This window comes from Bacillus sp. FSL W7-1034, from assembly GCF_038593365.1.
Classification (GTDB): Bacteria; Bacillota; Bacilli; order Bacillales; family Bacillaceae; genus Bacillus; species Bacillus altitudinis.
On record NZ_CP151989.1, the window covers coordinates 3,293,396 to 3,306,606 of the forward strand.

General features: G+C 43.1%; 12 protein-coding genes. 10 read left to right on the forward strand and 2 right to left on the reverse strand.

Features of this window, described 5'->3' with window-relative positions:
* The first annotated feature begins 59 nt into the window (after positions 1-59).
* From NST73_RS16975 to rbsB, 9 genes are all read left to right on the forward strand, one after another.
* Positions 60-1,541 (forward strand): spore germination protein, encoded by a 1,482-nt coding sequence (locus tag NST73_RS16975; protein WP_058337015.1) that lies wholly within the window; start codon positions 60-62, stop codon positions 1,539-1,541.
* Positions 1,531-2,628, forward strand: a complete 1,098-nt coding sequence (locus NST73_RS16980; RefSeq protein ID WP_058337016.1) for a GerAB/ArcD/ProY family transporter — start codon at positions 1,531-1,533, stop codon at positions 2,626-2,628. The genes NST73_RS16975 and NST73_RS16980 overlap by 11 nt, the downstream gene beginning before the upstream one ends.
* The gene (locus NST73_RS16985; protein WP_039165342.1) at positions 2,618-3,760 is read left to right on the forward strand and encodes a Ger(x)C family spore germination protein; all 1,143 of its coding nucleotides are present in this window, start codon (positions 2,618-2,620) and stop codon (positions 3,758-3,760) included. The genes NST73_RS16980 and NST73_RS16985 overlap by 11 nt, the downstream gene beginning before the upstream one ends.
* Before the next feature lie 117 nt (positions 3,761-3,877).
* On the forward strand, positions 3,878-4,864 hold the full coding sequence (locus tag NST73_RS16990) for a LacI family DNA-binding transcriptional regulator (protein ID WP_008343265.1): 987 nt from the start codon (positions 3,878-3,880) through the stop codon (positions 4,862-4,864).
* Positions 4,861-5,739 carry a ribokinase gene (gene rbsK / locus NST73_RS16995; protein WP_096881952.1) on the forward strand — a complete coding sequence of 293 codons (879 nt, stop codon included), beginning with the start codon at positions 4,861-4,863 and terminating at the stop codon, positions 5,737-5,739. Before NST73_RS16990 ends, rbsK begins: the two co-directional genes overlap by 4 nt.
* Positions 5,736-6,128 (forward strand): D-ribose pyranase, encoded by a 393-nt coding sequence (gene rbsD / locus NST73_RS17000; protein WP_017360008.1) that lies wholly within the window; start codon positions 5,736-5,738, stop codon positions 6,126-6,128. Before rbsK ends, rbsD begins: the two co-directional genes overlap by 4 nt.
* 15 nt (positions 6,129-6,143) lie before the next feature.
* A complete protein-coding gene (locus tag NST73_RS17005; protein ID WP_048002956.1) occupies positions 6,144-7,625 on the forward strand; it encodes a sugar ABC transporter ATP-binding protein in 1,482 nt (493 codons plus the stop codon).
* 1 nt (position 7,626) lies between these two features.
* On the forward strand, positions 7,627-8,580 hold the full coding sequence (rbsC, locus tag NST73_RS17010) for a ribose ABC transporter permease RbsC (protein ID WP_007497532.1): 954 nt from the start codon (positions 7,627-7,629) through the stop codon (positions 8,578-8,580).
* Between the two features lie 13 nt (positions 8,581-8,593).
* Positions 8,594-9,511 carry a ribose ABC transporter substrate-binding protein RbsB gene (gene rbsB / locus NST73_RS17015; RefSeq protein ID WP_017368181.1) on the forward strand — a complete coding sequence of 306 codons (918 nt, stop codon included), beginning with the start codon at positions 8,594-8,596 and terminating at the stop codon, positions 9,509-9,511.
* Between the two features lie 232 nt (positions 9,512-9,743).
* On the opposite strand, the gene NST73_RS17020 is transcribed toward rbsB, so the two are convergent.
* Together NST73_RS17020 and alsR are read right to left on the reverse strand one after the other, a co-directional pair.
* Positions 9,744-10,361 (reverse strand): flavin reductase family protein, encoded by a 618-nt coding sequence (locus tag NST73_RS17020; RefSeq protein WP_024718717.1) that lies wholly within the window; start codon positions 10,359-10,361, stop codon positions 9,744-9,746.
* A 59-nt stretch (positions 10,362-10,420) separates the two neighbouring features.
* Positions 10,421-11,308, reverse strand: coding sequence for an acetoin biosynthesis transcriptional regulator AlsR (gene alsR / locus NST73_RS17025; RefSeq protein WP_045033949.1), 888 nt, complete (start codon positions 11,306-11,308; stop codon positions 10,421-10,423).
* 150 nt (positions 11,309-11,458) lie between these two features.
* Here alsR and alsS point away from each other — a divergent pair, with 150 nt between their 5' ends.
* Positions 11,459-13,159: an acetolactate synthase AlsS gene (gene alsS, locus NST73_RS17030; RefSeq protein ID WP_039165330.1), complete on the forward strand. Its 1,701-nt coding sequence runs from the start codon at positions 11,459-11,461 to the stop codon at positions 13,157-13,159.
* The last annotated feature ends 52 nt before the right edge of the window (positions 13,160-13,211 follow it).

Sequence of the window (13,211 nt, forward strand, 5' to 3'; positions counted from 1 at the left end):
CATAAAATCATCTTCTCGGCTTACACTATGGTTAAAAAATCTGTGAGAGGAGGCTAAAGATGCCAAACACGAATGAGCAAACACGCTTACACTTTTTATCAGGCGGTTTTGAGGAAAAGATTCGGATTCTGAAAAAAGCATTTCAGCAAAGCGCTGATTTTGAATACCGGGAATTAATGGTGAATGAAACGAAATCAGTGCTGTTTTATATTAAAACAAGAGTTGAAGAAAGCAAATTAAACGACTTCATTATCGGCAACTTGCTCGGTCCTCCTGGAGAGCAGAATTATACAAAATCACTTAGTACACTCGAAACAGGAGACTTGACGCTGATTGTCGACAGCATTATTGCAGGAAGCATTGCTTTCCTTGATGAAAAATCCTCACAGATCAAAATATTTGCCGTTGGACAGCCGCCGCTGCGTTCCATTTCTGAACCTTCTTCTGAAAGTATTATTGCAGGCGCACATGATGGGTTTGTTGAGAGTTTAGATACCAATTTATATTTGCTGCGTTCACACTTAAATGATCGAAAACTTGCAATCCAGTATCATAAGGTCGGTACAAAATCTGAAACAAAGGTTGCGACGGTTTATATTTCTGATATTGCCAATCAAGAAAAGATAGATGAGGTTAACAAACGAATTTCTTCTATTAAAGTAGACACGCTGCTTAGCCCCGGTTCTATTGTAGAGGCGATTGAGGATGATTCGTATTCCATCTTCCCGCAGCTTATTGACACAGAACGACCTGACAAAGTGAGATCTGCCATTCTTGAGGGGAGAATTGTTGTGCTGATGGATGGCAGTCCAATGGCTATCATTCTGCCTATTACATTCTTTAGCTTCTTTCAATCACCAGATGACTACAATAGTCGCTGGATTCCAGCTACGTTTATTCGTATTCTTCGTTATATTGCCTGTATCATCGCTGTGATTTTGCCTTCTTTTTATATTGCAGTCATCGGCTTTCATTATGAGGTAGTCCCGGATGAATTAGCGATTACGATGAAAAATTCCATTATCGGCATTCCTTTTCCGCCTTTAATAGAAGCTATGCTGATGGAGATTACAATTGAGCTCATACGCGAAGCTGGGGTGCGTCTGCCAAAACCAATTGGACAGACCATTGGGATCGTAGGCGGTTTGGTCATTGGAGATGCGGTAGTAAAAGCTGGGCTCATTTCCAATGTTCTTATCGTTGTGGTCGCCGTGACCGCTGTTGCTTCCTTTGTTCTTCCTTCGTTTGAAATGACGTCTACCATCAGGATGCTGCGTTTTCCGCTCATGTTCATGGCATCGATGTTTGGGTTTATTGGCATTTCATTCGGTCTGTCGATCGTCCTGATGAATTTATGCCGCCTTGAATCACTAGGTGTCCCGTATTTATCTCCAGTAACTCCATTTAACTGGCAGGATTTAAAAGACACTGTGATTCGATTACCAATGTGGATGTATAAAAATCGCCCTGTTTACTTAAACCCAAAAAAGAAAGAGCAAATTGAAAATTTGAGAGGATGGAAAAATCAAGATGAAAAATAAAATATCTCCATCTCAAGCTGTCTTTTTTATCATTCAATCTCAAATTGGTGTCGGTATTTTAGCCCTGCCTCATTTGCTCATGAAAGATATGGGGCATGATGGCTGGATGGCTATCATTTTGGCCTGTTTTTTTATCCAAATCATCAATACCATTTTTATATATATCATTCACAAATATCCTGAGACATCATTTTTCGAGGCGTTAATTGAGGTTTTTGGAAAATGGATTGGGCGAATCTTAGTGGCTCTTTATACAATTTATTTCGCCTCAGTCTGTATTGTCGTTCTATCTATTTTCACGAGAATTCTGGGTATATGGGTTTTACCACTTACACCCAATTGGGTCATCAACCTACTACTCATGATATCCATCCTTTACATCGCCAAGGAACAAATTACTGCGATTGTCAGATTCAACTTTATTCTGACTCCTTTTTTACTCTTGTTGTCTCTCATCATGCTGTATTCATTAAAAGGAACCAATATCGACTACCTTATGCCTCTTTTCCAAACGGACTTCTCTCAATTTCAGCTTGGATTGAAGGATGTTGTATTATCTATGAATGGATTTGAGATGGTTCTGATCATCTCTCCACTGATGAAAGGAACCATTAAAGCGCGATACAAGGTCATGACCATTGCCAATATATGCACGACTCTTTACTATCTATTTATCACAGTGATTTGTTTTATGTTTTTCAGCCCGATTGAGCTTAAAATCATTCCAAATCCTGTTCTTTATCTGTTAAAAACCATTTCGTTCGGTGTGATTGAGCGGACGGATTTAATTTTTCTTAGTTTCTGGGTATTTGTCATTTTAGCTACTCTCAGTAATTACCTTTACTTTTGCGCTAATGGCGTGGCAAGTATTCTTAAGAAAAAAGAACACAAAAAATATGTGTTATATTTTGCCATTTTGATTTATGCGGCTAGCTGTTACCTTGCAACCGATAATTTTAGAATTCAGCGTTTTAATGATTTTACCACCATCGCTCAATATTCATTTATTTACACACTCCCAATCTTTATGGCCATTATCATCTTTATCAAACATCGCAAAGGGAAGGTGAAATCACATGCGTCATAAGTACATACTGACGTTGCTCATGTGTGTTTCTCTCATATTCATGCCTGGCTGCTGGGATCAAAATTTATTAAAGAACATCTCTCTTGTGTTAACCTCCGCTGTTGATCAAGGAGAGGATGACAATGCGAAATACTCAATCACTTATCGAAAAGTGCAGCAATCTCAAAGTATGGAGCAAGGAAATACTGGCAGCTTTTTAACCACTCTTCTCACAACGGAAGCACCTACTTTAAGAAAAGCAAGAACCAACTTCAGCCGGATAGTGGATCAAAAAATAGACATGTCGAAAATGCGGGTGATGCTGATCGGTGATGAATTTGCCCAAAATCGTCTTCTTCCCTACTTAGATATGTTTTATCGTGATCCAAAAAGCCCCCTCCTCGCAAATCTCGCCGTTGTTCAAGGAGGGACCTGTGAAGAAGTGATTAACTCGCTGCTGAAGGAAAAGCTCATTGTGAGTGACTATTTAAATAACTTGATCACAACCGCATCACGCTCATCCCAAGTAGCACCTAAAAACATTCAAAGTATTCGATCTAAAATGCTCCAAACTGGAGAGGACTTCACATTGCCCTTAATCCATTTTGATCAATCGAAGAAATTAATCAGTGTAAAAGGTGTTGCCCTATTTGATAATGAGAAGAAGAAAGGCGAGTTGTACGGTCAAGATGCGATCTTACTCACCGTCATGGACGGAAAAATGGGCAAGTATGCCAACTTCACAAAAAAAGTGAGAAGCGACATGAAGTCAAAAGAAAACAATTACATTACGATTCAAGTCACTGATGTAAAGAGAGACATTGAGATTCTAAATCCTGATCATCGAAACTTAACATACTCACTCAAATTTGAATTTAATACTTCTGTCATTGAGTACCCAAAAGATAACCTTGATACTGACAAAAAAATTGAAATGCTCAACAAAAAGCTATCAGTCATTTTGACAAAAGAAGCAGAAAAAATTATCGCTGCCCTGCAAGATGCGAATTCCGATGTGCTAAGCCTCGGCAGAAAATACAGAGTCAGACATTATGATGAGTATATGAAAATGAATTGGGTCACCGATTATCCAAAAGTGAAAATCATTCCAAAAATCAAAGTGAACATTACACAAACAGGCATTATTAGTTAAGAAAAGGAAGACGTCCTCTTTCTTTTCTTTTTTTATTTTTTTAAGATTGTTTTTTCAATGCTTTCGTGATAATCTATCTGTGTAAACGGTTACACATCAAAGAAGGGAGGCACTCCATTGGCTACAATTAAAGATGTTGCAAAAGCTGCTCAAGTGTCTGTTGCAACTGTTTCACGCGTGCTCAATGATACTGGATACGTCCATATTGATACGAAAACCCGTGTGACACAAGCGATGCAGGAGCTCAACTACTTCCCCAATGAAGTGGCACGATCCCTTTTTAAAAGAGAATCAAGATTAGTTGGTCTCATCTTACCTGATATCACAAACCCCTTCTTCCCTCAGCTGGCTAGAGGCGTTGAGGATGAGATTCATGCAAACGGTTTTCGCTTATTATTCGGAAACAGTGATGAAGATCGGGAGAAGGAAATGGCCTATTTACAAACCTTTAAGCAAAACCAGGTGGTCGGTGTCATCGCTGTCACAAACGAACCTGAATCGGATTTGTACAATGATGATGAACTGCCTGTTGTCTTCTTAGATCGTACCGTTCCAAATGCGCCTTCTGTGTTTGCAGATGCTACGGCAGGCGGGAAAATGGCTGCAATGGAATTAATCAAACGCGGCAGTCAGCAGATCACATTGCTAAAAGGGCCCGCTCATCTTCAAACGGCGCGGCAAAGATTCAAAGGCGCACTTGATGTTCTGACTGAAGAAGGTGCTAACTTTCATGTGATGTCTAACGCTTCTTTTTCTTTTCAGGAAGCCCGAAAAAGCGCCAAGGCTCTTTTCAAGCTGTACCCTGAAACAGATGGCATCATTGCCAGCAATGACATCGTCGCAGCAGCCGTCGTACACGAAGCGCTTCGTATTGGAAAAGCCATTCCAGAAGACGTCCAAATCATTGGATTTGATGATATTCCGCAAAGCGAACTGCTCTTCCCTTCTTTATCAACGATTCGGCAGCCTGCCTATGATATGGGGAAAGAAGCCGCAAAGCTGATCATTAAAGCCATTCAAAAACAGCCAATAGATCAAGCAGTTATTCAAATGCCCGTCTCTTTTATTGAACGAGAGACCACAAGAAAGGTGGATTCACAATGAGTCAAATAGTTGTCGTAGGAAGTTGTTCCATGGATCTAGTTGTCACATCGAATAAGCGTCCCAATGCAGGAGAAACCGTCCTAGGTGAATCATTTAAAACGGTTCCTGGGGGAAAAGGAGCCAATCAAGCAGTAGCAAGCGCAAGGCTCGGTGCAGATGTATATATGATCGGCCGGGTTGGGGATGACGCATATGGTCAGGACATTATGAGCAATTTGCAAGCACAAGGTGTTCGCACCACCTATATGAAACCGGTTACCGAAATGGAAAGCGGAACAGCTCATATCATTTTAGCTGAAGGGGATAACAGCATTGTTGTCGTCAAAGGAGCAAACAATGAGGTAACACCTCATTATGTAAAAGATGCGCTTTCTTCTATTGAAAATATCGGAATCGTCCTCATCCAGCAGGAAATTCCTGAAGAAACAGTCGAAGCCGTCTGCGCCATTTGCAGCGAAAAAGGGATTCCAGTCATCTTAAATCCCGCACCAGCTCGCAAAGTCTCTCAGCAAATATTAGATCAAGCTGCCTACATCACGCCAAACGAACACGAAGCAGCTCTTATGTTTGATGGACTCACCATAGCAGAGGCTTTGCGCCAATATCCAAACAAATTACTCATTACAGAAGGAAAAAGTGGTGTTCGATACTTTGACGGATCAAAAGAAGTGTTGGTACCGGGCTATCCTGTGAAAGCCGTCGACACTACAGGCGCTGGCGATACTTTTAACGGCGCTTTAGCTGTAGCACTAACAGAAGGAAAATCCCTATACGACGCACTTGCCTTTGCTAACTTAGCCGCATCTATCTCAGTCACAAAATTTGGTGCCCAAGGCGGCATGCCAGCAAGAGAAGAATTGGAGAATAAGAAATGAAGAAAAATGGTATTTTAAATAGTCATATCGCCAAGGTGCTTGCTGACCTTGGTCATACAGATACGATTGTCATTGCAGACTGCGGCCTGCCCATTCCAGAAGGCCCGGTCAAAATCGACCTTGCATTATCCATCGGCACACCATCCTTTCAGGAGGTTACTTCCCTTCTTCTTGAGGAAATGGCCGTTGAACACATCACGATCGCCAGTGAAATCAAAGAAGCCAATGAGAGAGATCATTTATTTCTAAAGAAAGCGTTCTCACATCCGTTAGATGAAGTCGATCACGAGACATTTAAAGACATGACCAAGCAGGCAAAAGCAGTGATTCGAACGGGTGAAGCCACCCCATACGCAAACTGCATTCTTCATGCCGGTGTCATCTTTTAAAAGGAGGAGCCACTTATGAACATTGAAATGCATAACATCCATAAGGCCTTTGGAAAAAACACCGTTCTCGCCGGGGTCTCCTTTGACCTCGTCACAGGTGAAGTCCATGCACTAATGGGTGAAAACGGGGCAGGAAAATCAACGTTAATGAATCTGCTGACAGGACTCTATTCCCTGGATCAAGGAACGATTCAAATCGACGGAAAAGAAACCGCTTTCAAGAATCCGAAAGAAGCCGAGCAGAACGGGATTGCCTTCATTCATCAGGAGCTGAATATATGGCCTGATATGACGGTACTCGAGAATTTATTTATCGGGAAAGAAATCTATACAAAACTTGGTCTCCTAGACACCAAGAAAATGAAAACCCTCGCCCAAGCGCAGCTCGACCGATTGTCTGTCAACCTCTCGCTCGATCAAGAGGCAGGAAGCTGTTCTGTCGGCCAAAAGCAGATGATTGAGATTGCGAAAGCGTTAATGACCGATGCAAAGGTCATCATTATGGATGAACCAACAGCTGCTCTCACAGATCGTGAGATTGAAAAGCTATTTCAGGTCATTGAATCACTCAAAAAAGAAGGCGTTTCCATCGTTTACATTTCTCACCGGATGGAAGAAATCTTCGCCATTTGTGACCGGATTACGATCATGCGTGACGGAAAAACGGTCGATACGAAAGCGATACCGGACACGAATTTCCATGAAGTCGTCAAAAAAATGGTCGGCCGCGAATTAACCGATCGTTACCCTGAACGCACACCTTCTACTGGTGATACCGTCCTAGAAGTGAAGCAAGCAACGAGGAAAGGCCGCTTTCAAGATGTCAGTTTTTCCGTCAAAGCTGGAGAAATTGTCGGTGTTGCAGGCTTAATGGGTGCTGGCCGGACGGAAATGATGCGGTCGCTCTTTGGACTCGATCCCCTGGATCAAGGAGAAATTTGGGTTCATGGGAAAAAGGCTGTCATTAAAAAACCAAGTGATGCAGTCAAACTTGGCATCGGTTTTATCACGGAGGATCGTAAAGATGAAGGACTGATGCTAGATGCATCCATCCGGGAAAACATCGGGTTACCTAACTTAGATAGCTTCTCTCCAAAGGGGCTGATTGATAAGAAAAACGAGCAGGACTTTGTTGATCTGCTTATCAAACGACTCACGATCAAAACCGCTTCATCTGAAATCTCTGCACGCAGCTTGTCCGGTGGAAATCAGCAAAAGGTCGTCATCGCCAAATGGATCGGCATTCAGCCGAAGGTGCTGATTTTAGATGAACCGACAAGAGGTGTCGACGTCGGGGCGAAACGAGAAATTTATCAGCTCATGAACGAGCTGACGGATCGAGGCGTTGCCATTTTGATGGTCTCCTCTGAGCTCCCAGAAGTTCTTGGGATGAGCGATCGAGTGCTTGTCATTCATGAAGGAACCATCAGCGGAGAATTAAGTAAAACAGAAGCTACACAAGAACGAATTATGACACTAGCTACAGGAGGGAAGTAACATGAAACCACTTACTTCAAATGGACGATTTGACAACATCATGCAAAAGCTTGGGCCATTCTTAGGACTCATCATCCTTGTTGCCATTGTTTCTATTTTAAATCCGGCCTTTTTAGAACCATTAAACATTTTAAACTTACTCAGACAAATCTCCATTAACGCCCTCATTGCCTTTGGCATGACGTTTGTTATTTTAACCGGAGGAATTGATTTGTCTGTCGGTGCCATTCTAGCGCTGTCTAGTGCTCTGACTGCCGGCTTTATTGTATCTGGTTTGGACCCGATTCTTGCCATCATCGTTGGATGTATCATCGGTGCCATCCTTGGAATGATCAACGGTCTTTTAATCACAAAAGGAAAAATGGCTCCTTTTATCGCAACACTTGCGACGATGACGATTTTCAGAGGATTGACGCTTGTTTATACAGACGGAAACCCAATTACAGGGCTTGGCTCTAACTATGCATTTCAGCTATTTGGTCGTGGATACTTCTTAGGCATTCCTGTTCCAGCGATCACCATGCTTCTCACCTTTATCGTTCTTTGGGTCTTGCTTCATAAAACACCTTTTGGCAGAAGAACGTATGCCATTGGCGGAAATGAAAAAGCAGCCCTCATCTCAGGTATTAAAGTACCACGCGTCAAAATCATGATTTACTCATTAGCCGGCTTTATGTCTGCTTTAGCAGGTGCGATCTTAACATCTCGTCTCAACTCAGCCCAGCCAACAGCTGGTACGTCGTATGAACTTGATGCAATTGCTGCCGTTGTACTTGGCGGGACAAGCCTATCCGGCGGAAGAGGGCGAATTGTCGGCACACTCATCGGGGTACTCATTATCGGGGTCTTGAACAATGGTATGAACTTACTTGGTGTTTCATCATTCTATCAGTCTGTTGTGAAAGGGATTGTCATCTTGATTGCAGTCCTACTCGACAGAAAGAAATCTGCTTAAGGAGGCAGCTGCTATGAAAAAATATGTAATCTTGATCGTGACTCTCTCATTATTCATGCTTTCTGCCTGCTCGCTCGAACCGCCAGAGTGGGCCAAATCAACAAAGGATGGCAAGAAAAAAGACATTAAAATCGGACTGTCGATCTCGACTTTAAATAACCCATTCTTCGTTTCTCTTAAAAACGGTGTGACAAAAGAAGCGAAAAAGCTTGGCATTGAAGTTGTCATTGCCGATGCACAAAATGATTCAGCCAAACAAACAAGTGATGTAGAAGATTTAATTCAACAAGGGGTCGATGCATTACTCATTAACCCAGCCGATTCCTCTGCCATATCAACGGCTGTCGAATCTGCGAATGCTTCAGACATACCGGTCATCACATTAGACCGTTCGGCAGAAAGCGGAAAGGTCGAAGCGCTCGTTGCTTCCGATAACATCAAAGGCGGCGAAATGGCAGCTAACTTTATTATCGACAAAGTCGGTAAAGGAGCAAAAGTGGCTGAACTGGAAGGTGTACCAGGTGCTTCTGCGACACGTGAACGAGGAAAAGGTTTCCATCAAATTGCAGACAAAAAATTAGATGTCACAGCAAAACAAGCCGCTGACTTCGACCGGACAAAAGGGCTCAACGTGATGGAAAACCTTCTTCAAGGAAACCCTGACATCAAAGCCGTTTTTGCCCACAATGATGAAATGGCGCTTGGCGCACTAGAGGCCATCCAAAGCTCTGGAAAAGACATTCTTGTCGTCGGTTTCGACGGTAATGAAGATGCACTCAACTCGATCAAAGCAGGAAAACTATCTGCAACAGTCGCGCAGCAGCCAGAGCTGATCGGTCAACTGGCAGTCGGCGCTGCTGACGATGTATTAAAAGGGAAAAAGGTAGAGAAAAATATCGCCGCTCCATTGAAACTAGAACAAAAGAAATAAACACTAAACCCCCGATAGCCTCGGGGGTTTTAGATTGTAGACAAAGGCTGAAATGAACTTTATTTTAGCCTTTGTCTTCTTTTCAGCGTGATAGAAAACCTTTGCAGTCTAGGAAGGACGAGCACCGGAGCAGAGCGAATTGACATTCGTGAGCACCGAAGCGCAGGACTGACAAAGAATGCGAGAGTTTGTCTACACGCTGGACCCCCGATAGCCTCGGGGGTTTTAGATGTTATTCCGGCCTCTTCAGTACAAATGGCGTGCCTAAATGGGCATAATCATTACCTGCTAGGCGCGCGACTGGCTTTAATTCATTCGTAAAAATATATCCTTTTTCCGCATCATAGACGGATTCATCTAAATGCGCACACACCACCCGGCCAATGATATGATCGACTGTGATCTCCCCTTCATCATTTTGAAAGGTCAGATGTTTTTCCAGCTGACATTCAAAGCGAATGCGTGCTTCCTTGATTCCTGGCACTGACACCACGCTGCTCTTCACTTGATGAAGACCGGTACGAGTCAGCTCACTCTCTTCCTCTGGCAAAGTAGCAGCTGTTTCATTAATATCTTCAATCATCGCTTCATCACTCACATGGACAACAAATTCTTCCCTGTCGATGATATGTTTTGCTGTATCTTTCATCTCTCCTTGACGACGTCCAATAGAAACAGCGATCAGCGGAGGATGGCCGCTGATGACATTAAAGAAACTAAATGGTGCAGCATTGACGACTTCTTCTTTAGAAAGGCTTGTAATAAATGCAATGGGTCTTGGAACGACGGAACCAGATAATACTTTATATGCTTCTTTTCGTGACAACTGATCCATTTGTAATGTAATCACTTCAGACATGCCTCCTCTTGTATGTAACGACATCATACCATACCCCGTTCTCTCTTCCCTTATTCCGGCTCACCGCGATGGAGAATATGATGGACAAGATGAAACAATGCCGGATTATGATTTTCTCGTCTATAAGAAATGGTCCATTCCGCGAGTAGCTCCTCACCTTCAATTGACCGATACACCACATCTAAATTAAATAAACGCCGGGCCGATGTTGGAATGATAGCAATTCCGATTCCCGCTGTGACAAGCCCAATGACCATTTGATATTCTGCTGCTTCCTGCACGATATTGGGTGAAAATCCGTACTTTTCACAAAGTAGGACAAAATGCTGATAAAGGGACGGCCATGATTCCTTTGATAAAGAAATAATCGGCTCATCACGAATATCTTCAATCGTGACCGCTTCTTTTTCCGCCAGCGGATGGTTTTTCGGAATCGCAAAAATACATTCACTTTGCTTCATTAAACGACTGACCAATTCTTCTTGCGGTGATGTAGGATGCAAAAACCCAATATCAATCTCACCATTCAAAAGCGCCTCAAGCTGCTGCGGGACAGAGAGCTGTTGCAGCTCAATACTGACAGAGGGGTACCGCTCTCTGAATTCACGGACAACTGGCGGCAGAATATCATATGTCGCTGTACCAACGAAACCGATGATAATCTTCCCAAGCTCCCCTCTTGCCGTATGCCGGGCATGATCAACGGCTTTATCAAGCTGATGCAGCACCCCCCGGACCTCATGTAAAAAAACCTTTCCAGCAGCTGTTAACTCCACCACCCTTTTAGACCGGTGAAACAAAGGAAATCCCAATTCTTCCTCAAACTGCTTAATTTGCTGACTAAGTGGAGGCTGTGTCATGTTCAATCGTGCGGCCGCTCTGCCGAAATGTAGCTCCTCCGCGACTGTGACAAAATACTGCAAATGTCTCAGTTCCATCCTTTCACTCCTCAAACACTTATTCGTGAAACATATTAAAACTACGTTAAACATATATTGGAAAATTTATTTTGTGAAATGTATAGTAAATCATATCATGAAAATATATTTTCATAAAAAATTTTACTTACCGAAAGGAGTGCGGGGTAAATGAATTCTCAAACACAACCCCTAACAAAACGAGGAGCAGAGTTGATTGTCGATACGCTCATTGCCCAAGGTGTGACCCATGTTTTTGCGATTCCAGGTGCAAAAATTGATGCAGTATTTGATGTATTAAAAGACAGAGGTCCAGAGCTTGTGCTATGCAGACACGAACAAAATGCGGCATTCATGGCAGCAGCTGTCGGTCGTTTAACTGGCAAACCAGGCGTTTGTCTCGTTACATCAGGTCCTGGCGCATCCAATTTAGCGACAGGTCTATTAACAGCCAATACAGAAGGTGACCCTGTTGTTGCAATCGCTGGAAACGTCATCCGTGCGGATCGGCTCAAACGAACACATCAATCACTCGACAATGCGGCATTATTCAAACCAGTGACAAAATATAGCGTTGAAGTACAAGACGTAAACAATATACCAGAAGCCTTAACAAATGCTTTTCGCGCGGCACAAAGAGGTCAAGCTGGGGCAGCATTTATCAGCTTTCCACAAGATGTCGTGACCGAACACACCACACAAACACCAGTGTCTGCTCACCCTTCTCCAGAACTAGGTCCTGCACCGGATGCTCTCATCAGTTCGGCCATCGCCAAGATTCAAAATGCGCACTTACCTGTTGCAATTGTGGGAATGAAAGCTAGCCGTCCAGCTGCGGCAAATGCGACAAGAACATTATTAAAAACACTTGGTATCCCATTTGTCGAAACGTACCAAGGAGCCGGTGTTCTCTCAAGAGAGCTTGAGGCTCAATATGTGGGCAGAATCGGCTTATTCCGTAATCAGCCAGGCGACCTTCTCATTGAGAAAGCGGATGTGATTTTAACTATTGGCTTTGATCCAATCGAATACGATCCGAAGCATTGGAATTTGAAACCGCAGCAGCGTCAAATCATCCATGTGGATGACATGCAGGCAGATATTGACCATTTCTATGAACCGACGCTTGAGCTTGTGGGCAATATATCTGAAACGGTGCAACATCTAGCCCATGACAGCGTTCCACTTTCATTATGCAAAAAGAACGTAGATCTCGTCACAGAATTACAAGAGCTGTTAAGTGATATCGAAAAAACACCAGAAAGAGAAAGTCATTTATCACACCCGCTGGATGTCATTCATACGTTGAGACGTATCATCCCAGATGACACGAAAGTGACATGTGATATCGGATCGCACGCCATTTGGATGTCTCGCCACTTCCGTGTTTATGAACCGAACACGTTCCTAGTAAGTAACGGAATGCAAACACTTGGCGTGGCATTACCATGGGCGATTGCAGCCTCCATATTAAATCCAGATGAAAAGATCATTTCAGTCTCAGGTGATGGCGGTTTTCTCTTCTCCGCCATGGAATTAGAAACAGCCGTGCGCATGAAAACAAATCTCGTTCATCTCGTTTGGAACGACAGCACATACGATATGGTGGCATTCCAGCAGGAAATGAAGTATGACCGTACGTCTTGTGTTGAGTTCGGTCAGATCGACTTAGTGAAATATGCAGAAAGCTTTGGAGCAACTGGATTACGTGTCAACTCACCTGAAGAGCTTTCAACTGTCCTTCAAAAGGGTATAAACATAGAAGGGCCCGTTATTATTGATATACCGATAGACTATCAAGACAACCCAGACCTCGCCAGTCAAAAATGGCCAGAAGTCTTTCGTGAAAAACACACAACGAACGTCAGATAAGACTTCGATACATTACGTTAAAGGAGTGAGCGGACATGGGTATGATGCACCC